Genomic DNA, 24889 nt, shown 5'->3' on the forward strand with positions numbered 1-24889 from the left:
GGCAAATGCGGTGAAGGTAAAGCCAAAGGCAAATGTGGCGAAGGCAAATGCGGTGAAGGTAAAGCCAAAGGCAAATGTGGCGAAGGCAAATGCGGTGAAGGTAAAGCCAAAGGCAAGTGTGGCGAAGGCAAATGCGGCGAAGGTAAAGCCAAAGGCAAATGTGGCGAAGGAAAATGCGGCGAAGGTAAAGCCAAAGGCAAATGTGGCGAAGGAAAATGCGGCGAAGGTAAAGCCAAGAAAGGTAAGTGTGGCGAAGGCAAATGTGGTGAAAGCAAAACCAAAAAATGCGGCGGCTAATTTAATCGCTACATAAACGATAAATTTGAAAGATACAAAGCCAGCTCAATGAAAACTGGCTTTTTTTTGGGGTATTTAATCAGCATTCAGCCAAATATTGTTGTTAGGAAGTAAACTAAGAATCATGCATGACTTGAGCTGCTTGACTACCACTGAAAATGCCTTAATCGTCCAGCAGATTCTATCGATTTATACATTAGGCAAGCGTCGTGACGGTGCTTGTATCGCGATTGTGAAGGGTGCAAGTTTAAATTGATCACCTCAGCAAGTAGTACTGATAATTGAAAGTACTTTCCTGTCAAAAATTGCGGTAATATTTCTTGAAAAAGAAGCGCTTTCCAATGCATTTTCGTGTGTATAAGGTAGACCGGAAATTAACAGTTTGTGGTTTTTTACAGCAATTAGACAGATTTCTAATCAATACCGCATCATTAGTTACGCGTTAACTAGACCGTAGTAGTAAGAATCGTACCATTTGCCATTGAGAAATTGGTTGGCTTTAAGTTCACCTTCGCGTTGCATCCCAATTTTTTCCATTACTTTCCAACTACCAATATTTTTTGTAGCGCATTGTGCTATCACTTTCTTCATGTTTAATTCATTAAATAAAAAGTGGATTAGACAAGTTGCGGCTTCGGTCATGTAACCTTTGCCTTGAGCGTTTTCATGGCTTAAATAGCCAATTTCTGCCCTGGCATTGTCCGTATCAACAATTTTAAATGCAATATTGCCTAGAAACGTATCACTGTTAGCTTCGCGAATAACAAACGCATACCAGCGTTGTTCTGTCCATGTAATTGGCGCTGTGCGTAATTCAAACATTTCTCTAATCGTCGATTCCGGTAATATTGGCCGGATGTATGTCATCAGTTTAGGGTTTGTTTGTAGGTATAGAAAGTGAGGCCAGTCATCATGAGTCATCAAATCCAAGCGAATCCTGTCGCTGTGCAATGTCTGCATTGTTAATAAAGGGGGTTTATTTACCATTTCAGTCACTTAGTTTCTAAACGGGACGCAATTTGACGACATAAGTTAGTTGATTTTGCCAACCTTCGCAAAACTTTCATTAGCAGTTAAAAAACAATAGGATATAATTTTGTCACATAATCGCTTGGTTTATACGGATTGGTATTAACCAAATATGGGCTAGGCTCATTGTTTGAGTATATCGGGAGAGAAATTACTATGACAAATGTCGTAATTACTGGCGCAAATAGAGGCATTGGCTTTGCTATGGCGAAGCTTTTTCATGAAAAATCGTATCAGGTTTATGGCTTGTGTCGTCAAACATCAGAGCAACTTGCTTCTTTAGGCGTTAATGTTATTGAAGGCGTTGATGTGGCAACAGAACAAGGTATTCAAACTATGGTTAACGCTTTAGAAGGGATCAGCATTGACATCTTAGTGTGTAACGCGGGAATTTTACGTAACGAACAGCTAGGTAGTATAAACACTGAGACTATTTTGGAACAATTTCAAGTTAACGCGATTGCACCATTGGTTGTAGTTGATGCGCTACGTCATCAGCTTTTTGAGGGAGCAAAAGTTGCGATGATCACATCGCGCATGGGCTCTATCGCGGACAATGGTTCGGGTGGGCGCTATGGTTATCGCATGTCAAAAGCCGCACTAAATGCTGCGTCAATGTCATTATCGAAAGATTTGTCAGATGCAGCTGTCTCAGTTGGCATATATCATCCAGGTTATGTGCAAACTGATATGGTCAACCATGGCGGTGATATCAGTGCAACCGAATGCGCAGGAAGATTAGTAAACTTGATTGAATGCCAAACTATGGCAGACAGCGGCACATTTAAGCATTCAAATGGTGAAATTTTACCTTGGTAGCAAATGATGCACACTTTAACCCGAAGCACGTCGCTATTTGGCGAGTAACGCAACTTATTCCAGTAGGCAAAGTAGCGACATATGGCCAAGTGGCTGACCTAGCAGGACTGCCAGGGCGTGCTCGCATGGTTGGCAAGGTGCTGGGGATGGTTCCTTCAACTGGCTGGCAAGGTGCTAATGTTCCTTGGTATCGGGTGATTAATTCACAGGGGAAAATATCGCTGCCGGTGGGGAGTGATTCATTTGAACAACAACGGCAGAGCCTTTTAGAAGAGGGGGTGATCGTGAAAAATGGGCGTATTGCGCTTAAAACGTTTCAGTGGCAACCCGCGCTTTCAGAACTCTTGTATGAACTGAATTACTAACGACTAATACTACGTTTATTGAGCGCGGTGGTAATAATAAATTGCCACCGCGTAACTTCATGCTTTAGTCGAAGCTTGTTAAAGGCAGGATGTGCGGCCACCGTCTACCGGTAAATTGATACCCGTTATGTAGCCTGCTGCTGGTGAGGCGAGGAAGGCCGCTGCAGCAGCAAATTCTTCTGGCTCGGCAAACCTTCTCATCGGTATCGTTAGTTTTTCATTTTCAGTGGCTTGTTCAATGGTAATTCCCTGCTTCTTAGCTTTACCTTCAATAATCGCGTCAAGTCTGGCTGTTGCAGTAGCTCCTGGGAGTACATTATTTACCGTGATATTGAACTCACCAAGCTCATTGGCTAGGGTTTTAGCCCAACTTGCTACCGCACCACGGATGGTATTGGAAACGCCTAAACCTAGTAGAGGTTGTTTAACTGATGTCGAGATCACGTTTATGATGCGCCCATAGTTGCTTCGTTTCATGCCAGCTAATAACGTTTGCACTAAATGATGATTAGAGACTAGGTGTAAATTGAATGCATCAGTGAAAGCTTGTGGCTGCGCAGAGTTTGCAGGACCAGGTGCAGGTCCACCGGTATTGTTAATGAGAATCTGATAGTCATTATTATTTGCCACGTGTTGCGTAATTACACTTAGTACCTCATCTGGGGTGGCAAAGTCTGCAACCAGTACTTGATGTTTCTGCTGTAGGCTCGTGTCTAATTCAGCTAACACTTTTTCAAGTGATGCTTTATTTCTTGAAAATAATGTTACATTTGCGCCAAGACTGGCAAGCTCAATGGCACAAGCTCTGCCTATTCCTTGGCTACTGCCACATACTAAGGCGTTTTTTCCACGTAAATTAATGTCCATGATTTTTCCATGTTTAGTTATTAGTAATACCAAGAGAAATAAATATTAAATTCACTGGGTATTAATTATTCTTCTTACCTGTTTTGTATCACAAAGTACCATTATTGTCACAACCGTAAGGCAACCCATATCTCGATGAGTGTATGAAATTTTTGACATCGGTATGTTGATAAGGATAATCACCGAGCCAAAGTAATATAGAGAGGGGCAAATGACCGATACCGGTATATATCAGTGTGGAAAAGGATCTGCCGTAATTACCTTGCATAGTTCGTTGAGCTCTGGGAGGCAATGGCTGCCAATTTCATCTCAGCTAAAGCATGCATTTTCGTTTTTTCATGTAGATTTATTACGATATGGTAGCGCTGCAAAATTGCAGGAAGGGCAGGTTTATCGTTTCGATTTAGAAGTTAAACGGATCTTGAAATTGCTCAATGAACAGCAAATAAACACACCTGTCCATTTGGTGGGGCACTCGTGCGGTGGTGCTGTTGCGTTAAAATTTGCTGTTGAATATCCAGAATATGTTAAGTCGCTCACGTTATTTGAACCCGTTGCTTTTCATTTACTCGAACAAGGCTCTCGGTTTAGGCTCGTGGCAGACGATTTTGCAAGAGATGTTGCTACTCATGAAGGTGCAAAGGCAGCAGAAATTTTTACAAACTTCTGGAATCGACCGGGCTTTTATGCCGAGCTTCCTGATAAATTAAAACAACTGATGGCAAATGATATGACGTCAGTTAACCAAGACTTTTTAGCGCTAACCACTGAAACATATACATTAGCTGAATTAGCCACTTTGTGTTTTCCTGTACTGATGCTTGCAGGTAAGCAAAGTCCAGCACTGAGCAGACATTTAGCGCAGTTGATTGTGGATTATTTGCCTAATGCTACGATTGAACATTTAGACGTTGGGCATATGGGGCCAGTTAATCAATCAGATATTGTGCAGCCGCGTATTGCAAGGTTTATTGAAACCGTAGAGGCAGTGTCAAAATAGAGTGATGCTAGGCGTTCTAGTTCAATAAAAAAGCCCAGCTAAATTAGCTGGGCAAAAGATCAGGGAAAAACATGAAAAAGGTGAGTTTATTTGTCGTTGTCCTCGAGTAAGCTTTTACCATTTATTGCAATTTTTCTCGGTTTTAAAGCCTCAGGGATTTCACGTTGCAAATCGATGTGTAACAAGCCATTTTCCATGAAAGCGCCAATTACTTTTACATGATCACCCAACTGGAATTTTCGTTCAAAATTTCGTTCGGCAATACCTTGGTGTAAAAATTTACGGCTAGTTTTTTCATTGTCAGCAACCTTGTTGCCGTTGACGATCAGTGTGTTTTGCTTAGATTCTATTTCAAGTTCGGATTCTGCAAAACCAGCAACCGCCATAGTAATTCTATATTGGTCTTCAGCCAACAATTCAATATTGTACGGAGGGTAAGAAGATTGTTTATCTGCTCGTGAAGCTTTGTCAATTAAACCAGCTAAGTGGTCAAAACCAATAAATGAACGATAAAGTGGGCTGAAATCTGTCGTTGTACGCATAATTCATATCCTATTAATAAGTTAGCAATATGTTTTGGTTTATCGCGTAAATAGAGTGAAATGTTGGCTGTGATTTACTCACACGCACAGACTCTATTATTACTTAATAAACCTTTAAGTGTGCCTTTCATTTTGAACAGGCGGTTTATGTAAACCCTTCATAAGGCGTCTACAGAATAATAGATGGGGTGAGGCTTTTTTATTTCAAGAAAAAAAGCCAAATATTTTTAACTTTTTTTATAAGTTATTGTTATTTGGCATTTTAAATTTTGGTGTAAAGTTTTGTCGTCGCTTATTTCGAAGAGGTATCGTCTTCATCTTGCGCTTTATCATCTTGCGATGGTGCTGTCTCTACCTCTATCTCTTCTTCAGATGGCTGAGGTGATGCAAGTTCGCGTAATGAGGCTAATGCTGCTTCATAATTAGGGTGATTAGAAATGTTCTCAACAAGTTCTTTGTAAGCAATATTTCCATCCTTATCAATGATGAAAATGGCACGAGTCAGCAGTCCCATGTCTTTGATTAATAGCCCGTAATTCTGGCCAAAGTCTCGCCAAACACTATCGGAAAGCACCAATAGGCGTTCAATTTTCTCTGTTTGGCAAAATCGCTTCTGCGCAAAGGGCAAATCATTACTGATTGTGAGCGCTACAAGTTCCTCACTTAATTGGGCTACTTCTTCATTGAATCGTTTTGTTTGCAGCGAACATACGCCAGTGTCTAAACTCGGTACGACGGAAATCAACACCGTCTTGTTTTTGAAATCGCTCAGTTGTACAGGAGAAAATTTTTCGTCAACAACACGAAAATTAGGCGCTTGTTGACCTTGCGCAACCTGCGTACCAAGTAAAGTAACAAATTTATTGCCTGCTTTTACTAAATCAGTGGTTTCGGGTTGAGTCTCTTTCGCGTGTAATGGCGATTGTGACGCCACAGCCATCAAAACAGCAGTAGCAAATGTGGTTAATTTTTTTACGCGTCTCATTGGGTAAAATTCTCTCTGTTATTAATGGTCGATAGCTTAACCAGTTCGAATTTAAATAGCTATTAATTATGCTTTCTTTCTAAATTTAGCTATTGTTATATCTAAGAAAATACTAGAATATTCGCTCCAGTAGTAGTATCCAAGCGCCAGCTAGAGGACTGAAAGTATCTATGTCAACACGATTACTTATATGTGATGATTCCAATATGGCTCGCAAACAAGTTGCGCGATCATTACCTGACGATTGGGAAGTGGAAATTAGTTTCGCCACTAACGGAAAAGAAGGCATTGAGGCGATTAAAGCCGGCAAAGGCGATGTGTTGCTACTTGATCTAAATATGCCAGTAATGGATGGCTACGAAGTTCTCGAAACCATCGTTAAAGAAGATTTGCCAACATTGGTAATTGTTATCTCAGGTGATATTCAGCCCGAAGCGCATCAACGTGTTACTAGCATGGGAGCGTTAGATTTTATTCAAAAGCCTGTCAATAAACAAAAGCTTACTGAAATCCTACTCGCCTATGGTGTATTTACTCGAGAAGACGCGCCAACAGAAAATGAGATAGATAAGTCGGTAGTAGGGGCTAAAACGACGCCGCCTATAAGTGCACCAGTGAAAACAACTGTGAGTAGTACGGTTCCACCAAAGGCTTCGTCACCAGCAACCACAAAACCCATCGACTTAAAGGCGACTATGCCGCCTGAGTCTACCTCAGAAGAAAGTAGCATTGAACATTTAGAACCTGATCTGAGAGATTGCTATCAGGAAATTGCGAACGTAGCGATGGGGCAGGCAGGTGATTTGTTGGCTCGATTGTTAGATGTTTTTGTATTGCTGCCAATACCTAATGTAAACCTAATCGAAGTGAGTGAATTAAGCATGGCACTTTCAGCGGTAGAAGCGCATGAAAGTACGTCAGGTATTTGTCAGGGCTTTATTGGCGCAGGAATCTCGGGAGAAGCTTTATTAATTCTAAATGACTCTAGCTTCAAGGATGTCGCCTCATTAATGAATTATCAGTATGAGCACGATGAAGGGACAGAGCTCGAGCTGCTAATGGACTTAGCCAATGTGTTGATTGGCGCATGTTTAAACGGCATTTCAAACCAATTAGATATGCCTTTCAGTCAAGGACATCCTGTTGTGCTTGGCCAACATCGGCAAATATCAGAGTTAATTGCTACGAACTCGACCAAGTGGAAACGCACATTAGCGATCGAAATTAGCTATAGCATTGAAAATTATCCAATCAAATGTGATTTGCTACTGCTATTTACCGAAGAGTCAATGAAGACACTCAACAACAAAATTGCTTACTTATTGGATTAATTTATGTCGTTAGAGACCGAACAACTAAATGAGCTGCACTGGTTGATGGAGATGCTTCATAACATCGACGTTGGCTTAGTGGTGTTAGACCGAGATTACAAAATTCAAATTTGGAACGGCTTTATGGAAAATCATAGTGGGCTGTTACCAAGAGAAGTTAAAGATCAAGTATTGTTTAGCTTATTCAATGAAATCCCTGAAGATTGGTTCAGAAGAAAAGCAGAATCAGTTTTCTTGCTTAAGAACAAGGCATTTACTATTTGGGAACAGCGTCCCTATTTGTTTCGATTTTTGAATTATCGCCCAATAACGGGGACTGCTGATTTCATGTATCAAAATACGACATTTATCCCATTGATGTCCGCAACAGGTCAAGTGACTCATTTGTGCTTAATCGTGTACGATGTCACTGATAATGCCGTTCATAAATTAGAGTTAGAAAGTGCTAATGCTGCATTGGCCATATTGAGTCAAACAGATGGTTTAACTAAATTGTTTAATCGTAGCCATTGGGAGACTTGCCTTAAAGCTGAGTTTAAGCGTTGGACACGTAGCCATAATCCTAGCAGTTTAGTGATGTTAGATATTGATGACTTTAAATCAATCAATGATCAATATGGTCATTTGGTAGGGGATGAAGTCATTAAGTACATTTCAGGTGTTATCCAGTCACATATTAGAGAAACAGATGTGTCTGGACGCTACGGTGGGGAAGAGTTTGCAATACTGCTACCTGATACCGCCTTGGGAGATGCGAAGATTTTTGCAGAGCGTATTCGCGCAGAGGTAGCGTCTGCAACGTTAAAGATTAATGACTTTGAAGTGCAACGAACTATTAGCATCGGGATTGCTGAAGTTGATGGCAGCATTAAGAGTCATGAGGCGTGGATAGAATGCGCTGATGGCGCTTTGTATCGCTCAAAACAAACCGGCAAAAATAAAATTTCGCTGCATGTAAAGCAGTGTAGTTAGCATTAGACATTCACTAATATCTTGGTATGGCAATTTATTTGAGTGTCGTCTTTGCATATGAGTAAAACCATCATCACGTTTATTTCAAATATCTTGATTTTTTATATAAGCTTAGGGGCTTTACTTTATTTATTTCAACGCAGTTTTATTTATTTTCCTTCATCGCCAATAACGCATGAGTTTGATGAATTTATCGTAAACAATGAAGGAAACGAAATAAAAAGTATTGCCCTAAACCAAGATCGCCCAACAGCGTTCCTCTATTTTGGTGGTAATGCAGAGTCAGTCGTTTACACGGCAAGAGAATTCCAACATCAGTTGGCAAATTATGCACAGTATTTTGTCAACTACAGAGGCTACGGTGGCAGTTCAGGTACTCCGACAGAGTCTGCGCTATTCTCTGATGCATTGTTGATGTTTGATGAACTTGCGTCACGCTACGAAGCGGTGGTAGTTATTGGTAGAAGCTTGGGAAGTGGCGTTGCAGCTTATGTAGCGTCAAAGCGAACAGTGAATAAGTTAGTGTTGGTAACCCCGTTTGACAGTATTCTTAGCGTTGCCCAAAGGCAGTTTCCCATTTATCCTATGTCGCTCATGTTGAAAGATCAGTTTAACTCCGCTATCTACGCATCGAATATTCAGGGACGAGTACTTATCTTAATTGCAGAGCATGACGAAGTTATTCATCGGCGACACTCGGATAACTTGATTAAAGCGCTGCCTCAAAACATTACTCAGAGTGTCATTGTTTATGGCGCATTTCACAATGATATCTCTTTAAATAGCGTGTATTACCCAACAATCAACGCATTTTTAAATGATTAGAATCGACAAATGACAGCAGTAAAACAATTATCTGCTGTCATTATTATGAGCGTGAATGAATTGATTATTGTTTGAATACAACCTGTCCGTCGACCCAAGTCTCATCCACTTGAAGCTTCCACAAGTCTTCATCTTTTACTGTAAAAAAGTCATTGTTTATTAAGATAAAGTCAGCTTTTTTACCTGAGGTTAGCTCGCCGAGTAAGTGCTCTTGGTGCCCTGAATAAGCAGCATCAGATGTAAATGTGCGTAGGGCTTCAATGCGCGTCATCTTTTCTTCTGGCATCCAACCATTCTCGGGTGTATTGTTTCTATCTTGTCGCGTTACCGATGCATGTAAGCCATAAAATGGATTAGCTGGCTCTACTGGGAAGTCTGAACCCGCCGCGATTATGGCGTTTGCTTCGAATAATTTTCGCCATGCATAGGCACCGAGTATGCGGTCTTTTCCGAGTCTATCTTGTGCCATGTTTTTATCACTGGTTGCGTGTGTCGCTTGCATTGAGGCAATTATCCCTAGTTCGCTAAAACGAGGAATATCGCTCAGTCTTAACACCTGAGCATGTTCGATACGGTGCCTTAGATGTTTAGAGTTGGTGCTTTCTATTAGTGCTTGGTACAAATCTAACACCTTGGCATTGGCATCATCTCCAATGGCATGGGTGTTAACCTGAAAGCCTTTCTGCATGGCAAAAGATACGTAGCGCTGTAAATCATCTGCTGAATGTAATAGCAACCCTTTATGGCCATGTTGATCGCTATAGTCATTGATCAGTGCTGCTCCACGACTACCCAACGCTCCATCGGCTTGGATTTTCACACTGTTAAATTGTAGCTTGTGGTCGGGTGTAACAAATGTGCCTTTTGTGAGACGTTGTTGCCAATTTGTCGTAGGAAGATAAAGCATTGCATTGACGCGAATCGGCAGCTTGTCTTCATTGGCTAGTTGTTCAAACAATGCTAGGTTCTTATTGTCAATACCGGCATCGTGCACACTGGTTATCCCTAACGAAGCAAGGGAGTGCATGGATTTGGTGAGTGCTAAACGCTGTTCTTTCTGCGTAAGTGGTGGAATTTTGCTTTCAATCAATGACATGGCATTGTCGACAAATATGCCTGTTGGCATGCCTTGTTTGTCTTTGATTATTTCGCCGCCATCCGGTGATTGCGTTGCTTTTGAAATGCCAGCCAATTGCATAGCCTTGCTGTTAGCCCAGCCAGCATGGCCATCAACTCTTCGAAGCCATACCGCTTTGTCAGGGAAAAAACGGTCTAACATTTTTGCGGTTGGAAATGCCTTTTTCGGCCATAGTTCCTGATTCCATCCTCGGCCTTGCACCCAGCGTATTTCAGGATTGGCTTCTGCGTATTTTAACGTACGCTGCACTGCGTCTTGAGCACTGTAACTTTTGCTCAAATCTGCTCTAAGTAAACTAAGCCCGTAGCTCAAGATGTGACCATGAGCATCAATTAAACCGGGCAACATCGTTTTACCTTTGCCGTCAATAATTTCAACGTCGTCAGGTAAGTGTTGCTTGTCTAATGTCGTGAACGTTTTGTCGATGACATCATTAGTAAACTGAATGTGAGAAAATTTACGAAGTTCACCATCGACGAGGGTATAGCCGTTAACGTTGGTATAAACTGTAGTTTTTGCAAGTGCAGTTCCTGCTAGCAAGGCGCATGCAACACTTGAAAGTGCCATCAAAATATTTATTTTTTTCATCTGGTTATGTTCTTATTTATATAACTTGTGAGCGCTTAGATACCAGAATATAGTGAACAGCATTGATGATCAAACACAAGCACAAATAAATTAGGGGTAAGCCATATTGAACCCATGGCCAATATTGACTGTATGGAGTGGTGCCTTCAACCATACGAATTTCGGACTTAACTACCGCTTCTTGAAATTGTGGGGCAATGTCGATAATTTTACCTTGATGATCAACGGTTGCGGTTATACCTGTATTTGTTGCTCTAACGAGTGGGCGACCAAATTCCATGGCACGCATTCTTGCAATTTCCATATGCTGGTGAGGACCATGTGAATTACCAAACCATGCGTCATTACTGACAGTTAACAGTATATCTGTAGTGTTGGTAAAGTTAGCTGCTAATTGATGTGGAAACGCTATCTCGAAACAAATGAGTGGTAAAAACTTGCGGCCATTTGCCAATAGGTTTGGTTGCACATAGTCACCTCGAGTAAAGGATGAGTGCGGCAAGTTAAAGAATGGGGCTATTGGGCGCAACCAATCTTCAAAAGGCACGAACTCACCAATGGGAAGTAGGTGGCTCTTGTAATAGCGGTTCTTGTTGTCGTAGTAATAGTTTTCTATTGGAGCATCGGGATCTGTCAATGTTGACGCTTCTTGATTTCCTAGCACTATCAAGGCGTTATAATATTGTCTGCTATCATACCTGTAATTCAAAATACCCGTGATAATTGCGCTCTTGTTCAATGTCGCTGAGCGGTCAGCCATATCAAGAAACTCTTGCGTTGACAGTAACGGCTCCAATGCAGGGATTGCGGATTCTGGCCAAATAATGACATCTGCATCATAATTTGTGCGTGCATAATCCATATACTTTAACATGGTGGGCCATTGTAATTCAGGCTGCCATTTTAGCTCTTGCTTGATATTTCCTTGTACTAGAGCTACTCGTGTAACTTCTCCATTCAACGTCACAAACCCATGTTGTGGAATATTTACCATAGCAATAGCTACGACAGCACCTGCTGCGAGCGTGAGTTTAATTTGTGTTCTAGTAATGAGGTGAAGTATCAAGACGCTTATCAACATTACCGTAAAGGTTAATCCCACTTCACCAATAATTGGCGTTGCAACGGCCAACGGCCCGTCGATTTGTGTATAACCAAACGATAGCCAAGGGAAGCCCGTTAATACTATGCCCCTTAAATACTCAAAACCCATCCAAAAAGCTGGTAGCAGCCATAGATTTATTTGATTACTAAACGAAAATTTTCTGGATAAAAACGCTGCACAGGCTGGATATATTGATAAATAAAGGCAAAGCACCAGCATGAGTAACAATGAGGCAATTAATGGCATACCGCCAAATTGTGCAATGCTGACATGCACCCAGCTAATACCACTAGCAAACCAACCTAAAGAAAAAGCAAAACTACGTTTCGCGACTTCACGTGGCGTTATATTCAATAACTGTTGGAGCCATACGGGCAAAATTAAAAAGGGAAGCCACCATAGTGAAAATGGTGCATAGGCAAAGACAAGGCTTAAGCCTAATACAAAGCTATATAGCAGGTGTTTATTTAGCACAATCGCGGTGTATCGTTTAAGCACTTTGTCTAACATAAAATAGCAATAACCGCTTTAATTAATCGCTTTGTTTACCATTAATTTGGTGATTTTTGGGTATTGTAACTTGCAGGGTTTGAACACGCCTGCCATCTGCAGAAGTTATCTTAAACTCAAACTTGTTAATAGTCATGAGTTCGCCTTTTTTAGGCATGTGACCAAACTGATGCAATACAAGACCGCCAATTGTGTCAGCGTTTTCTTCGTCAAATTGTGTGGCAAAATAGTAGTTAAAATCAGAGAGTTCAGTGAGTGCTTTAACTTGGTATACATTACCAGCAAGGTGTCTGATATCTTCTTCAATTTCATCATCAGTTTCGTCTTCAATTTCACCAACGATGAGCTCCAATATATCCTCGATGGTCACAACGCCCGAAACTCCACCGTATTCATCTACTACAATTGCCATATGGTAACGCTGCGAGCGAAACTCTTTTAGTAAGGGTTCTACTTTTTTGCTTTCTGGGATGATAATTGCGGGACGAATGATTGAAGATAGCTCCAACCCTTCATTTTCTTTGCTAAAGCCATAAGACAACAAATCTTTAGCCAGAAGAATGCCTTCAACATGATCAATATCTTCGTTTATGACAGGAAATCGAGAGTGACCAGAGTCAACTATGATGCTCAATGAGCGATCAAAAGGATCGTTAATGTCAAGTGTAACCATTTGTGCACGCGGTATCATGATGTCTCTTACGCGCATGTCTGAAACTTCTAGAACGCCTTCAATCATTTGCTTAGTTTCAGGCTTGATCAGTTCACGGTCTTCAGCGTCATTTAACACTTCGACCAGTTCTTCTTTGTTTTTCGGCTCTCCAGTAAATATTTGTACTATTTTATTAAATAGTGATTTGCCTGAAGCGCCGTGGCTAGAGTGGGGATGGTCATCGCTCATAGAGCTTTAAATCTTCCTATATCTTTGTTTAGGCTTAGTTTGTCGTTTAACTAAGATTAATTCAAGTAAATTGTGAGGGGAATTAATGTATTGTTTGCTATAGACTATTTTTAATAATTTAATCAGCTAGTTAGCATTCATACGGGTTATTTATATTTAGCTTGGAAAGCACTGTTATTTCGATTGCTTCCATTTCTTCTGCTTCTTCTGGTTCAATATGGTCGTAGCCAAGTAGGTGTAGACATCCGTGAATAACCATATGAGCCCAGTGATCGAGTAGTGCTTTATTTTGCTGCTTGGCCTCTTGTTCAACAACATTGGCACAAATGACTATGTCGCCCAGTAAATCTAATTCAATGCCGTCAGGTACTTCAAAGGGAAACGATAAAACATTTGTGGGTTTATCTTTACCACGATATTGGTGATTCAATGCCTGACTTTCATCTTCGTCGACTATTCTTATGGTTAGCTCGAACGAACGCTCATATCGACACAACACCGACTCAACCCAAGATTGCAATTGTTCGTTTGTGGGCAACTGACTGTTGTGGGAAGCATTTTGAACATCAACGTTGATTGACATTTACTGTTCATCCTTGTCGTTATTTGGCGCTCTTTTACGATCAAGCTCTGCCTGTTTCTGTCGCTTTATTTTTTCTTCATGCGCTTCATAGGCTTCAACGATTCTTGCGACAACAGGGTGACGCACAACATCTTTAGATTGGAAAAAATTAAAACTGACACCCGGAATATTGTCTAATACTTCAATGGCGTGTCTGAGGCCTGATTTTTGGCCTCGCGGTAAATCCACTTGTGTTACATCGCCGGTAATTACTGCTCTTGAATTGAAGCCAATGCGTGTTAGGAACATTTTCATTTGTTCAACGGTTGTATTTTGGCTTTCATCAAGAATGATAAATGCGTCATTTAGGGTGCGGCCGCGCATATAAGCGAGTGGGGCAATTTCGATAACATTTCGTTCTATGAGTTTTTCAACTTTTTCAAAACCCAACATTTCAAACAGAGCATCATATAAAGGGCGAAGATATGGGTCGACTTTTTGTGACAAATCACCGGGTAGAAAACCAAGCTTTTCACCAGCTTCAACGGCAGGTCGTGTTAGTAAGATACGTCTTATTTCTTGACGTTCTAACGCATCCACGGCGCAGGCAACTGCTAAATATGTCTTACCCGTACCCGCTACACCAATGCCAAAACTGATGTCATTAACTTGTACATTTTGCACGTACGCTTGTTGATTTTTATTTCTTGGTTTAACGACACCACGTTTAGTCTTGATGGTAACCATTTTTTCATAGTCTACATCAACTTTTGTTGGTGCTTGCTCTAACACATTGGCACCAAGTATCGCTAAATGAACCATTTCATCGCTGATAACTGCTGATTCGCCTTTTACGGTAGCCGTTTCAACGTAGAGATTTTTGAGAATTTCCACAGTTGCCTGCGCACTAGGTTCGTTTCCTACGATCTTAAAATCACTACCGCGGTAGCTTATTTCTACACCTAAACGACGTTCAATGGTTTTGAGATTGTCGTCCATTGGACCACATAGGCTCGCCTGTCGCGCATTGTCGGCAGGCGTAAGGCTTAATGTATATTTGTTGTTCTTACTCAAGAGTTAATCCGTTTTATTCAGGAACAAAAGTGCCAACACCTAATTCGTCAGTCTTCGCAACTGAGCGGCTATGGTGATTATTTGCAAGAATATCAGCTGGAGAATGAGCGATACGTAGTCCCATGTCTTTTTCTGTTCTCACAAGCTCACCACGAAGTGAATTTGCGTAAACATCTGTAATCTTAACATCGACAAATTGGCCAATTACACTGTGAGGTGCTTCAAAGTTTACGATACGATTATTTTCGGTACGACCGCGCAACTCCATAGGGTTTTTCTTTGAAGGGCCTTCAACCAAAATACGTTGTTCTGTATCCAGCATTTGGCGAGCGATACGTAATGCTTGCTGATTGATACGGTCTTGAAGAATTTGTAAGCGCTGTTTTTTCGTTTCTTCGCTAATATCATCAGGTAAGTCTGCCGCTGGTGTTCCAGGGCGAGCGCTGTAGATAAAACTAAAGCTTAAGTCAAAATCAACGGCTTTGATCAGATCCATGGTCTTTTCAAAGTCATCGTCAGTTTCACCTGGGAAACCAATAATGAAATCAGATGACATACAGATGTCAGGGCGAGCTTTACGCAACTTACGAATTTGTGATTTGTATTCTAGTGCCGTATGTCCGCGTTTCATTTGCGTAAGAATACGATCTGAACCGCTTTGTACAGGCAGATGGAGGTGACTAACTAACTCTGGTACATCCTTATATACTTCGATGATGTCGTCAGTAAATTCTACTGGGTGAGAAGTGGTATAACGAATGCGGTCAATACCGTCAATGGTCGCGATTAATCGGATAAGTTCTGAGAAACGACAAATTTCACCGTCGTGCATCGCACCTCGGTATGCATTTACATTTTGACCTAACAAGTTTACTTCACGTACGCCTTGTTCAGCTAGTTGAGCGATTTCATATAATACATCGTCAAGCGGTCGGCTCACTTCTTCACCACGGGTGTATGGCACTACGCAAAACGTACAGTATTTGCTACATCCTTCCATAATCGATACAAATGCCGTTGCGCCTTCTGCTTTTGGCTCAGGTAAACGGTCAAATTTTTCAATCTCGGGAAACGAAACATCGACGACAGATGTGTGGTTTGTTGTTACCTGTTTAATCATTTCAGGTAATCTGTGTAGCGTTTGTGGGCCAAATACCATATCAACGTATGGTGCGCGCTGTCGAATTGCATCACCTTCCTGAGAAGCAACACAACCACCAACGCCGATGACGAGATCAGGGTTGTTAGCCTTTAGGTTTTTCCAGCGCCCTAATTGGTGGAAAACTTTTTCTTGGGCTTTTTCACGAATTGAACAAGTATTAAGTAAGATTACGTCCGCATCTTCCGCCTCTTCTGCGAGTTCCAATCCATGAGTTGAGTCTAATAACTCTGCCATTTTCTGCGAGTCATACTCGTTCATTTGACAGCCCCATGTTTTGATATATAACTTCTTGCTCATCAATACTTGCCTAAAATTTCTACAGCCTAATAAAAAAGAGGCGTATTTTACTCTTTATTTTGGTTATTAGCCAGTTTGTCTGTGCTTGACTGCCAAATTATTTGTATAAGTCGGTAGTTATCAGGAATACATTTCGTAATGGAAGATGACAATCACTTATTAATACTGCATTTTTACAGAGGAAGCTTCAACATTCATTAACGGGAAACTTATAACAAGCTGGCTCCCCTGCGCTTTATCCTCAAAGGTGTTAACCGAGGCGTTATATTTATTTGCGATTTGTCTAACATAGTAAATAGACATGTCAAAATGGATCTTATTATTGAAAGAAACAAAGCTTTTAGTGTCATCTGACAGCGTAAGCCAAAGCTTTTGTTTAAATATCTGCATGGCAACATGGTAATTGCGACCTTCACCATTCAATATGGCTGATGTTAGGGCTTCGTAAATGATTCGATAGACATCCGATTGTATTTCATAATTCAGCGCATCTTCATCAAAATCTATATTGTAAGTGAGTTTTACGTAGTATTTTTTCTTAATAAAGCGCGCCAAATAGGGGAGTGCGACGCTAAGGTCTTTGCCTAGTAATCTCGTTGGCTCATTAGTATCAGTTTTCGTACTTAATTCGTTTATACTCTCACGAATGATGCGACTAATTTCATCATAACGCTTGAGTTGTTTAGCAAGCGGTTGCTGTTCGAGTAAGTCCAAACAATACTGTAAGTTACGAGAGGTATTAAGGGCTGATTTTCCTTTGCTCTTTATGTCTTGTGCCAACAAAGTATGAATATGATGTATTGATCTACCACGCAAAAATAACAGGTAGACAATAAACGTGATGGTGCTTATTAAAAGGGTGAGGTAGATAATACGTGCGTGAACTGTCCAATACCAAGGGTAGGCAACTTCAATTTCGGTGTAAGCACGGTACTTACTCCATTGACCCATACTGTTTGTGCCCATGATGCTCAAGTCGTATTTTCCAGGGGCAAGACCTGTTAATGTGAGTTGATTTCCATTTATTTGGTTCCAGCTATGGTTATTAATCTTATATTGAAACTTTTTGGGCTGGCCGTCTCTATAATCGAGCGAGGCAAGTTGCAATTGCACTACGTCGTTGGATGACTCGATGAATATGCTCCTATTATTGAGGTAAGACTTGCCAGATACCGTTGTTTTGCTGATTTTTATTGGCGATTCAAAACTACTGTCACGATTAAGAGGAAGTGATAATACGCCAGAGTAGTGCGCCAAATAAACCCGCTTATTTAAAAAGACGGGCTCACCTGTAAATGAGTAGTCCTGAGTACCAGAAACCATTTGAATATTATAGTTTTTGGCATCAATTCTAAATAAGCCCTGTCGTGATGGAGCCCATATTTCACCAGCATTGCTACGGATATAGCTGAAGTTTATTCCCGTTGCAAATTGAAATAGGCGTTCTTTATTTAAATTAAACACCTGTATTCCATTACCTTGCGTAGCAGCAAATATTTTATCGTCTGCTAAAGCTAAGGAGAGAACTTTACTTGAAGTACTATCAAAAACAGTGGTTATTTGGTCGGTAGCACGATTGTACACATCAACCCCTTTACTCGTAGCCAGCCAAATATCCCCATTAACCAACGGCAATATATCGATAACTTCTGCGGCACTAAAAGGCGCTGATTTATCTTTATGCAGTACTACTTGTTTTTGACGCCAATCGTAGATAAAAAAGCCATCATTGTCAGTGGCAATATAAAGTAGATGTTTGTGCTTATAGAGCTTTAAAAATACTTGATTATCTGTTTCTACCGGAACCTTTGTTGTTGTCTCATTAATTTCATCATAAAACCAAAGCCCGTCAAAGGTCGCAATATAAATACCACCATTAACTTCTACACTATCAAATATATACAAGCCATTCTCGGAGAGTTGTTGATTAACTAATTGGCTTATTTTTTCTTGATTGGCGTTGAGGCTATGTAGCCCAGCACCAAAACTTGTCAGTAAGACACTATTTTGGAAAATAAAGGATCTGATACTTTGTGAGGCAATGTCTACATCAAAAGGATGATGTGTAATTGACGTTTCGGTAAGGCGCTCGATACCAGAGCTTGTCAATACCCATAAAGCATCTGAACTGTCATGTAAGACTTTAATAATGCTATTAAGTTTTGTATGGGGGTAACTATGTTCTAGCTCATTAAGGGACAAGCTAAGTCGTTTAATGTTTCCGTTTTCGCTCAATGCAAAAATAGATTGGTTATCATTAGCAGCAGCTATTGTCACTGTATTTGGAGATATAGGATGCTTAGCGATTAGGGCATTGCCTTCGAATATATGTATCGCGTCATGGGTCAATGCAAAAATTCTATTTTCAATAACTAAGGCTGCTTTTACATCTTGTGAAAAAATCGGCGAACTACTGTTTGTCTGCAAATCGAACAGGTGCAGCCCTTGTCGGTTATAGAAATAAATATGTTCAGATGTTTGTAAAAAAACTACCCCTGTTTGTGTTTGACAACACAAGCTTGTCTGCGTTTTTTGGCTATCAAAAGTATAAATACTTTTTTCGTCGCGAGATTCAAATATATAGTAATCATTGTGTTTTATCGCAGTGTATATATTAATATCACCAACGTTTATGGGGAGTTTACTTGCTTTGCTTGTTCGCGTGTTAAATTCCCACAGCAGGTTGTTTTCTGTACTGATTAACAGCGAATCTTGGTAAAGTGCTATGTCATTAATCCATATAAAAGGGACATTTGAATCAATTGATGCGCTTGAAAAGTGAATGAGTTCATTATCGTCATAGCGCATGAGGCCGCGTTGACCAGCTAGCCAAATGTACCCGTCGTTACCTTCAACGATTTGGTAGACGTCAGAAAGCGATGACAATTCCTCTTGCGCAAAAAGAGGAAGCTGTACAAATAAAAATATTATTAAACTGAAGAGCTTTAATCGCAACGTACGAATACGTTGCGAAGTAGAAAAAAAACTAAACAATGCTATCTGGTGATACTTTAGGTGGATGTTTTCTTTCACCACAACCTTTCAACACTGCAGGCATTTCTTCGCCAACATTTGGCTTGCGTACTAACATATAGGTTGGCTTGCGAGGTGCATTTGGGCTTTGTCTGATGTGCCATTCTTCGCGTATAGCGTCACCGTATTGTTTACCATACTTGACGTCAAATGCGGTTGCTAACAAGTCGACACCTAAATCGTCCATTACAATCATGACGTTGCCGTGGTAACCACTGTCTGAATCGAAGTCGATATCGACGGTAAGAATTTTGTCTTCTGGTAGTACAAGGTCTGCTCTGATCTTAGCAATTACAGCGCGATCTTCATGTGCAACTAGATTTGTATTATTTGGCTTGTCCGTGAAATCATAAACCACCTTGAAGTCATCGGTAACTCTTACTTCTTCTTTTAATGCTGACATAATTGTTGTCCTTTTTAATATTATGTAGGTATGCATCGGCTCAGATAGCCTTGGCCAGTATAACCGATTAATTTGATTTTAAAATAGTTTAATTTATGTAGTTTGTGATGCTAAACAAGACGTTAATTATTAAATAATCATCGTATTCATTGAGTAGGTTCGCTAAAATATCGGCACTAATATCTATTACTGTAGAAGAATATGGAATACTTTGACTGCATCGTGGTTGGTGGTGGTATGGTTGGGGGAGCAGCTGCACTTTCACTGGCTGAACTCGGACTTAATATCGCCGTTATCGAACAAAAAACACCAACGCCATTTGTTGAAGACTCACCATATGATTTACGTGTTTCAGCCATATCTTTAGGATCGCAATTTTTACTGGAGCAGCTCGATGTTTGGGCGAAGGTAAATCAAACGCGCGCTGTTCCATATCGCAGACTTGGGGTTTGGGAAGAAGAAATTGCTTATGCTGAGTTTAATGCGAGCGAGATTCAGCAACCTCATTTAGGGCACATTATTGAAAATAAGTGTATTCAACTGGCTCTGTGGGAAAAGTTAACTGCTCACTCACGTGTGACCATTAAGAGCCCGCAACAAGTGAAGGCTATTCGACAAGATAACCAACAGGTACATGTCTCCCTCGACAATGAGGAATTACACGCTCGCATATTGGTAGCTGCTGACGGTGCTCGATCGAATGTTCGTGACATGGTTGGTATTGGGGTAACAGGTTGGCAATATGGACAATCGGCTATGCTGATTCATGTTGAGACTGAACTTCCTCAACAAGACATTACTTGGCAACATTTTAGGCCAACTGGCCCGGTGGCGATGTTACCATTACAGGGTAATCAGGCATCACTGGTCTGGTATCATCAGGCAGCTGAAATTGAGCGACTTTCTTTACTTTCTAACGATGCGCTTTCAAACGAAATCCAGCAAAAGTTTCCAAAGAAACTCGGAAAAATCAACGTAATTGACAAAGGGGCATTTTCACTAACTCGACAACATGCCAATGCTTATGTGAAAAACCAAGTGCTGCTGCTAGGTGATGCTGCGCACACGATTAACCCATTGGCAGGACAGGGCGTAAATTTAGGATTCAAAGATGTCTTAGCACTTCGTCAGGTTATTAGTGAAGCTATTGGAAATAATGAGTGCTGGCATGAGCCAAGTGTATTGAAGCGTTATCAAAGTAAGCGTCGAGCAGACAACCTCGCCATGATGTCATCAATGGATAGTTTTTATTTGACATTTAGTAATGAGCACTGGCCGTTTAAGTTGATCAGAAACTTAGGGTTATTTGTTGCTAATCGCTCTGGTAAGTTGAAACAAAAGGCACTGGCATATGCTTGCGGCTTGTAATATTGCGAGCATTAATACCAATCCGCATAAAGAATTGCCCACTTAGAATGGCATGGGCGACATTAGAATAAACGAAATAAGTGTAGATATAGTTGTTCTCGGCTTTGGCATCCTGCGTCGCTCTACCTCCTGCATCCTGCGTCGCTCTACCTCCTGCATCCATGCAGTCGTACATTAAGCTTATTTTGTGTAGTTATCATGTTGCCCATGCATTCCCGAAGGGCGAGTTTTAAAGGCTTATATGCTGCGTTATTGATTTTAACAAGGGAATAACCATTCTTTGCAATCAATGCCTTGCCTCTAAACCTTTAAATTCTCGCTAAGAGAGCAATTTCTTATACGGATTGGTATAATAGTTGCTAATAGGGATTGATTGAGATTGATAGCGCTAAACTGGAGTAATGCTTACATAGATTACAATGTCAATTGGGGTAGTGTACTTGTGGTGATTATAAGTGTGGGACGTTTAAACGAGGTTTTGAGTTCTTGCTTTTGTTTTGCATCACGCTAAATGGTACGGGAGGAGAGACTTGAACTCTCACATCTTGCGATACTGGAACCTAAATCCAGCGCGTCTACCAATTCCGCCACTCCCGCAGCGTGATAGCTTTCTACCTTGTACTGTAAATAAATACTTAACATACTTAGTAAGAAATTGGCTGGGGTACAAGGATTTGAACCTTGGAATGACGGGATCAAAACCCGCTGCCTTACCGCTTGGCTATACCCCAACAGGATATTCTTGTTACATTGCACATATCGAAAAGAAAGTGGCTGGGGTACAAGGATTTGAACCTTGGAATGACGGGATCAAAACCCGCTGCCTTACCGCTTGGCTATACCCCAACAATGTAACTTTCTTCGCAACAAATGTTGCTAGAAAATGGTACGGGAGGAGAGACTTGAACTCTCACATCTTGCGATACTGGAACCTAAATCCAGCGCGTCTACCAATTCCGCCACTCCCGCGTTGTAAATGGTGGCTACACCGAGATTTGAACTTGGGACCCCATCATTATGAGTGATGTGCTCTAACCAGCTGAGCTATGTAGCCATTTACAATCTTGCCTCTCAGCAAGTGGCGCGTATTATGCAAATCTGCTTTCGCTTCGTCAACCGTTTTTTTTCAGTTTTTTACGACTTTTTGACTGTTTGCCTAAAGAGTGTGCATTTTGACTGATATAACGCCATTTTGAACCGAGATTTTAAATATTAAAGCAATTATGGTGAGGGTATTGGGTTTTTGCAATGCGCACTTATCTCAATTGCTACTGTTGCGGACAGCTCACTTCAAATTTATACGATCACTTTAACCCACAGTTAAATGTGTAGTGGTTCAATATGTATAAGTAGTCTAATAAATTAGCCAGAACGCTTTTTAGCAATTTCAGCTAATATCGCTGAATGGCTTTCAAGTTCTCCCATATTTTCAATTAAGATGCTTTTAGGGAGTTTCTTTATGAGTAGTTCTCCTACGTCATTTGCATTTTGTTTGGCTGCAAATATTAAGATATTGTCGTCGTTGCAGCGAATATCTTTGAATACATTACGTAATTTGAACTTGTTTGTTTTTTGGAGTTTCCGCAAACGCTTTTTATCGTCAGCGGCAATGTATTCGCAAATTGTCTGCGACAAGTTGAATGCTTTGCTTTCAATGGGAAAGAGCAGAGTAAACGCAAAAATCAAGCCGATGGTGAATTTTTCGATCATCAAATACCCCAATATCTTAATTACAACAAAGATTACTTTCATTGTAGTTGGTATTTGAATATTTGCTTGCAAAATTAACAAAAAAGGCAGCTATTCGCTGCCTTCATTCAAAACTTTAAAAGCTAATTACTTAACGCGTGCTTTTGCCTTCTCAGCAAGGTGCGCAGAGTGCTGTGTAATATTATCTATTTCACTGGCAACGTACTTGCTTGGAAGTTTTCCTATGATGAATTCACCCACATCCAGTGAGTTTGATTTGGCTGCAAATACAAGAATATTGTCGTTGTTGCATAGTAAATCTTGATAAATGTTTCTGATCTTAACCTTCTTTTGCTTTAAAAAATTACGCAAGCGTTGTTTGTCATTAGCTTGAATATACTCACATATTCTAAGAGACATTGAGTCATCAGCATAAGCGGTCGAAACGTTTAGTGCCGATAACATTAATGAACCAACAAGAAGTGCTTTTTTCATATTGTACCTTTGTTACTATTGTTGTATTACCAACAGGCCTTTGCAGCAGGAAACTGATAAGGCCCGACTAGCATGGTTTTCCACAACTAATATCAATTGAAATAAATAAATCACTTAGAGCTGTACTAGTGTTCTTTGAACACAGCAAATGAATATCATATAGTTGTTCCATATTCTTTTCGTTTGCTGAAGTTATCAGTGTACTAATAAGCTCCCGAATGGCGAGTTTAAATGGACTATGTGCTTTTGTATTGATGTTGATCAGGGACTAACTATTAATTGCACCAACGCTTAGCACCTAAGCCTTTTTATTCTCGTTAAGTGATTAATTCTCTAATTCACTTGCTATAAAGTGTGGTATAGATAAATAAAAACACAAGTTTATGAAGCTTGTGTTTTTAAATAAATTAAGAATTGAAAGATAGTACGTAATTAAACGTTGAACCTGAAGTGGATAACATCACCATCTTTAACAAGGTAGTCTTTACCTTCTAAACGCCATTTACCTGCGTCTTTAGCGCCTGATTCGCCGTTGTGTTCGATAAAATCATCATATCCAACAACTTCTGCACGAATGAAGCCTTTTTCAAAATCAGTATGAATTACACCAGCCGCTTGTGGTGCTGTTGCATTGACCTTAACTGTCCAGGCTCTTACTTCTTTTACACCAGCGGTAAAATAAGTTTGTAAATGAAGAAGGGAGTAACCTGAATTAATCACACGATTCAACCCAGGTTCTTCAATGCCCATATCAGCCATAAACTCATCACGCTCGTCATCTTCAAGCTCGGCAATTTCACTTTCAATTTCAGCACATACTGGAACTACTACGGCACCTTCTTTTTCAGCGATATCGCGTACTTGATCTAGATAAGGATTGTTTTCAAAACCATCGTCGTTAACGTTGGCAATATACATGGTAGGCTTAATTGTTAAGAAGTTTAGGTATTTGATTGCTGCTTTTTCTTCTTTGGTCAGTTCAAGAGAACGTACCATATGGCCTTCTTCTACATGCGCTAAAATTTTCTCAAGAATTGGTAATTCGAATTTGGCGTCTTTGTCGCCACCTTTCGCTTTTTTAGCCTGACGTGTAATGGCGCGTTCTGCAGTATCCATGTCAGCTAAAGCTAATTCTGTATTGATTACATCGATATCTTCAGCAGGATTTACACCACCAGCAACGTGTACGATGTTGTCGTTTTCAAAACATCTAACAACGTGACCTATGGCGTCTGTTTCACGGATGTTCGCGAGAAACTTGTTACCTAAACCTTCACCTTTTGATGCACCTGCAACTAGACCTGCGATATCGACAAATTCCATTGTAGTTGGGATTACGCGCTCTGGATTTACGATTTCAGATAACTTGTTTAAACGAGGATCTGGCACAGGAACAACGCCAGTATTTGGTTCGATAGTACAAAACGGAAAATTTGCCGCTTCAATACCTGCTTTAGTTAATGCATTGAATAATGTTGATTTACCTACGTTGGGTAGGCCAACGATGCCACATTTAAATCCCATACTAGTTA

23 protein-coding genes and 5 tRNA genes are annotated in these 24889 nt (G+C 40.5%); 8 read left to right on the top strand and 20 right to left on the bottom strand.

Going from position 1 to position 24889, the window contains the following annotated elements; genetic code table 11:
• On the top strand, positions 1–297 hold a 297-nt coding region (locus tag ACSLUK_RS18735; RefSeq protein WP_448550323.1), incomplete at its 5' end, for an HvfA family oxazolone/thioamide-modified RiPP metallophore.
• A 435-nt stretch (positions 298–732) separates the two neighbouring features.
• On the opposite strand, the gene ACSLUK_RS18740 is transcribed toward ACSLUK_RS18735, so the two are convergent.
• Positions 733–1284 (bottom strand): GNAT family N-acetyltransferase, encoded by a 552-nt coding sequence (locus ACSLUK_RS18740; protein WP_448550324.1) that lies wholly within the window; start codon positions 1282–1284, stop codon positions 733–735.
• A 198-nt stretch (positions 1285–1482) separates the two neighbouring features.
• Here ACSLUK_RS18740 and ACSLUK_RS18745 point away from each other — a divergent pair, with 198 nt between their 5' ends.
• Both ACSLUK_RS18745 and ACSLUK_RS18750 read left to right on the top strand, forming a co-directional pair.
• Positions 1483–2145: an SDR family oxidoreductase gene (locus ACSLUK_RS18745; protein WP_448550325.1), complete on the top strand. Its 663-nt coding sequence runs from the start codon at positions 1483–1485 to the stop codon at positions 2143–2145.
• The gene (locus tag ACSLUK_RS18750) at positions 2139–2510 is read left to right on the top strand and encodes an MGMT family protein (protein ID WP_448550326.1); all 372 of its coding nucleotides are present in this window, start codon (positions 2139–2141) and stop codon (positions 2508–2510) included. The genes ACSLUK_RS18745 and ACSLUK_RS18750 overlap by 7 nt, the downstream gene beginning before the upstream one ends.
• Before the next feature lie 78 nt (positions 2511–2588).
• Here ACSLUK_RS18750 and ACSLUK_RS18755 read toward each other — a convergent pair whose 3' ends face one another.
• Positions 2589–3377, bottom strand: coding sequence for an SDR family oxidoreductase (locus tag ACSLUK_RS18755; protein WP_448550327.1), 789 nt, complete (start codon positions 3375–3377; stop codon positions 2589–2591).
• A gap of 211 nt (positions 3378–3588) precedes the next feature.
• Here ACSLUK_RS18755 and ACSLUK_RS18760 point away from each other — a divergent pair, with 211 nt between their 5' ends.
• Complete coding sequence (locus tag ACSLUK_RS18760; RefSeq protein WP_448550328.1) at positions 3589–4377, top strand: alpha/beta fold hydrolase; 789 nt, start codon at positions 3589–3591, stop codon at positions 4375–4377.
• Positions 4378–4463: 86 nt separating this feature from the next.
• Here the strand turns inward: ACSLUK_RS18760 and ACSLUK_RS18765 are convergent, their stop codons facing one another.
• Together ACSLUK_RS18765 and tpx are read right to left on the bottom strand one after the other, a co-directional pair.
• Positions 4464–4919, bottom strand: coding sequence for an Hsp20 family protein (locus tag ACSLUK_RS18765; RefSeq protein WP_448550329.1), 456 nt, complete (start codon positions 4917–4919; stop codon positions 4464–4466).
• A 292-nt stretch (positions 4920–5211) separates the two neighbouring features.
• Positions 5212–5904 carry a thiol peroxidase gene (gene tpx / locus ACSLUK_RS18770; protein WP_448550330.1) on the bottom strand — a complete coding sequence of 231 codons (693 nt, stop codon included), beginning with the start codon at positions 5902–5904 and terminating at the stop codon, positions 5212–5214.
• A 170-nt stretch (positions 5905–6074) separates the two neighbouring features.
• On the opposite strand from tpx, the gene ACSLUK_RS18775 reads away from it, so the two are divergent.
• From ACSLUK_RS18775 to ACSLUK_RS18785, 3 genes are read left to right on the top strand one after another with little or no spacing between them, the layout of a single operon-like run.
• Positions 6075–7235, top strand: a complete 1161-nt coding sequence (locus ACSLUK_RS18775) for a response regulator (RefSeq protein WP_448550331.1) — start codon at positions 6075–6077, stop codon at positions 7233–7235.
• 3 nt (positions 7236–7238) lie between these two features.
• Complete coding sequence (locus ACSLUK_RS18780) at positions 7239–8207, top strand: sensor domain-containing diguanylate cyclase (protein WP_448550332.1); 969 nt, start codon at positions 7239–7241, stop codon at positions 8205–8207.
• A gap of 57 nt (positions 8208–8264) precedes the next feature.
• Positions 8265–9032 (top strand): alpha/beta hydrolase, encoded by a 768-nt coding sequence (locus ACSLUK_RS18785; RefSeq protein WP_448550333.1) that lies wholly within the window; start codon positions 8265–8267, stop codon positions 9030–9032.
• 64 nt (positions 9033–9096) lie between these two features.
• On the opposite strand, the gene ACSLUK_RS18790 is transcribed toward ACSLUK_RS18785, so the two are convergent.
• The 8 genes from ACSLUK_RS18790 to ACSLUK_RS18825 all read right to left on the bottom strand — a co-directional run bounded on the left by ACSLUK_RS18790 (position 9097) and on the right by ACSLUK_RS18825 (position 19805).
• Positions 9097–10758, bottom strand: coding sequence for an amidohydrolase (locus ACSLUK_RS18790; RefSeq protein WP_448550334.1), 1662 nt, complete (start codon positions 10756–10758; stop codon positions 9097–9099).
• A 16-nt stretch (positions 10759–10774) separates the two neighbouring features.
• Entirely contained in the window at positions 10775–12373 is a 1599-nt protein-coding gene (gene lnt / locus ACSLUK_RS18795; RefSeq protein ID WP_448550335.1) for an apolipoprotein N-acyltransferase, read from the bottom strand.
• Between the two features lie 22 nt (positions 12374–12395).
• Positions 12396–13274 carry a CorC family transporter gene (locus ACSLUK_RS18800; protein WP_448550336.1) on the bottom strand — a complete coding sequence of 293 codons (879 nt, stop codon included), beginning with the start codon at positions 13272–13274 and terminating at the stop codon, positions 12396–12398.
• Positions 13275–13404: 130 nt separating this feature from the next.
• Positions 13405–13857: an rRNA maturation RNase YbeY gene (gene ybeY / locus ACSLUK_RS18805; protein WP_448550337.1), complete on the bottom strand. Its 453-nt coding sequence runs from the start codon at positions 13855–13857 to the stop codon at positions 13405–13407.
• Positions 13858–14910 (bottom strand): PhoH family protein, encoded by a 1053-nt coding sequence (locus tag ACSLUK_RS18810; protein ID WP_448550338.1) that lies wholly within the window; start codon positions 14908–14910, stop codon positions 13858–13860.
• Positions 14911–14923: 13 nt separating this feature from the next.
• Positions 14924–16369 (bottom strand): tRNA (N6-isopentenyl adenosine(37)-C2)-methylthiotransferase MiaB, encoded by a 1446-nt coding sequence (gene miaB, locus ACSLUK_RS18815; RefSeq protein ID WP_448550339.1) that lies wholly within the window; start codon positions 16367–16369, stop codon positions 14924–14926.
• Positions 16370–16528: 159 nt separating this feature from the next.
• Positions 16529–19255 carry a ligand-binding sensor domain-containing protein gene (locus ACSLUK_RS18820; protein ID WP_448550340.1) on the bottom strand — a complete coding sequence of 909 codons (2727 nt, stop codon included), beginning with the start codon at positions 19253–19255 and terminating at the stop codon, positions 16529–16531.
• Between the two features lie 100 nt (positions 19256–19355).
• Positions 19356–19805 (bottom strand): hypothetical protein, encoded by a 450-nt coding sequence (locus tag ACSLUK_RS18825; protein ID WP_448550341.1) that lies wholly within the window; start codon positions 19803–19805, stop codon positions 19356–19358.
• A gap of 201 nt (positions 19806–20006) precedes the next feature.
• Here ACSLUK_RS18825 and ACSLUK_RS18830 point away from each other — a divergent pair, with 201 nt between their 5' ends.
• Positions 20007–21173: an FAD-dependent monooxygenase gene (locus ACSLUK_RS18830; RefSeq protein WP_448550342.1), complete on the top strand. Its 1167-nt coding sequence runs from the start codon at positions 20007–20009 to the stop codon at positions 21171–21173.
• A gap of 512 nt (positions 21174–21685) precedes the next feature.
• Here the strand turns inward: ACSLUK_RS18830 and ACSLUK_RS18835 are convergent.
• The 8 genes from ACSLUK_RS18835 to ychF all read right to left on the bottom strand — a co-directional run bounded on the left by ACSLUK_RS18835 (position 21686) and on the right by ychF (position 24881).
• Positions 21686–21770 (bottom strand) — tRNA-Leu (locus ACSLUK_RS18835).
• A gap of 59 nt (positions 21771–21829) precedes the next feature.
• Positions 21830–21904, bottom strand: a tRNA-Gln gene (locus tag ACSLUK_RS18840).
• Between the two features lie 40 nt (positions 21905–21944).
• Positions 21945–22019 (bottom strand) — tRNA-Gln (locus ACSLUK_RS18845).
• Positions 22020–22057: 38 nt separating this feature from the next.
• Positions 22058–22142 (bottom strand) — tRNA-Leu (locus ACSLUK_RS18850).
• Between the two features lie 8 nt (positions 22143–22150).
• Positions 22151–22227, bottom strand: a tRNA-Met gene (locus ACSLUK_RS18855).
• 308 nt (positions 22228–22535) lie between these two features.
• On the bottom strand, positions 22536–22883 hold the full coding sequence (locus ACSLUK_RS18860) for a DUF3718 domain-containing protein (RefSeq protein WP_448550343.1): 348 nt from the start codon (positions 22881–22883) through the stop codon (positions 22536–22538).
• 126 nt (positions 22884–23009) lie between these two features.
• Complete coding sequence (locus ACSLUK_RS18865; RefSeq protein WP_448550344.1) at positions 23010–23357, bottom strand: DUF3718 domain-containing protein; 348 nt, start codon at positions 23355–23357, stop codon at positions 23010–23012.
• 432 nt (positions 23358–23789) lie between these two features.
• On the bottom strand, positions 23790–24881 hold the full coding sequence (gene ychF / locus ACSLUK_RS18870) for a redox-regulated ATPase YchF (RefSeq protein WP_448550345.1): 1092 nt from the start codon (positions 24879–24881) through the stop codon (positions 23790–23792).
• Positions 24882–24889 lie beyond the last annotated feature (8 nt).

It is taken from the genome of Thalassotalea fusca, assembly GCF_053485835.1.

Bases quoted from the DNA above. Each gene is read 5' to 3' on its own strand.
- ACSLUK_RS18740 (WP_448550324.1), bottom strand. From the start codon at position 1,284: ATGGTAAATAAACCCCCTTTATTAACAATGCAGACATTGCACAGCGAC.
- ACSLUK_RS18745 (WP_448550325.1), top strand. From the start codon at position 1,483: ATGACAAATGTCGTAATTACTGGCGCAAATAGAGGCATTGGCTTTGCT.
- ACSLUK_RS18755 (WP_448550327.1), bottom strand. From the start codon at position 3,377: ATGGACATTAATTTACGTGGAAAAAACGCCTTAGTATGTGGCAGTAGC.
- ACSLUK_RS18760 (WP_448550328.1), top strand. From the start codon at position 3,589: ATGACCGATACCGGTATATATCAGTGTGGAAAAGGATCTGCCGTAATT.
- ACSLUK_RS18765 (WP_448550329.1), bottom strand. From the start codon at position 4,919: ATGCGTACAACGACAGATTTCAGCCCACTTTATCGTTCATTTATTGGT.
- tpx (WP_448550330.1), bottom strand. From the start codon at position 5,904: ATGAGACGCGTAAAAAAATTAACCACATTTGCTACTGCTGTTTTGATG.
- ACSLUK_RS18775 (WP_448550331.1), top strand. From the start codon at position 6,075: ATGTCAACACGATTACTTATATGTGATGATTCCAATATGGCTCGCAAA.
- ACSLUK_RS18780 (WP_448550332.1), top strand. From the start codon at position 7,239: ATGTCGTTAGAGACCGAACAACTAAATGAGCTGCACTGGTTGATGGAG.
- ACSLUK_RS18785 (WP_448550333.1), top strand. From the start codon at position 8,265: ATGAGTAAAACCATCATCACGTTTATTTCAAATATCTTGATTTTTTAT.
- ACSLUK_RS18790 (WP_448550334.1), bottom strand. From the start codon at position 10,758: ATGAAAAAAATAAATATTTTGATGGCACTTTCAAGTGTTGCATGCGCC.
- lnt (WP_448550335.1), bottom strand. From the start codon at position 12,373: ATGTTAGACAAAGTGCTTAAACGATACACCGCGATTGTGCTAAATAAA.
- ACSLUK_RS18800 (WP_448550336.1), bottom strand. From the start codon at position 13,274: ATGAGCGATGACCATCCCCACTCTAGCCACGGCGCTTCAGGCAAATCA.
- ybeY (WP_448550337.1), bottom strand. From the start codon at position 13,857: ATGTCAATCAACGTTGATGTTCAAAATGCTTCCCACAACAGTCAGTTG.
- miaB (WP_448550339.1), bottom strand. From the start codon at position 16,369: ATGAGCAAGAAGTTATATATCAAAACATGGGGCTGTCAAATGAACGAG.
- ACSLUK_RS18825 (WP_448550341.1), bottom strand. From the start codon at position 19,805: ATGTCAGCATTAAAAGAAGAAGTAAGAGTTACCGATGACTTCAAGGTG.
- ACSLUK_RS18830 (WP_448550342.1), top strand. From the start codon at position 20,007: ATGGAATACTTTGACTGCATCGTGGTTGGTGGTGGTATGGTTGGGGGA.
- ACSLUK_RS18860 (WP_448550343.1), bottom strand. From the start codon at position 22,883: ATGATCGAAAAATTCACCATCGGCTTGATTTTTGCGTTTACTCTGCTC.
- ACSLUK_RS18865 (WP_448550344.1), bottom strand. From the start codon at position 23,357: ATGAAAAAAGCACTTCTTGTTGGTTCATTAATGTTATCGGCACTAAAC.
- ychF (WP_448550345.1), bottom strand. From the start codon at position 24,881: ATGGGATTTAAATGTGGCATCGTTGGCCTACCCAACGTAGGTAAATCA.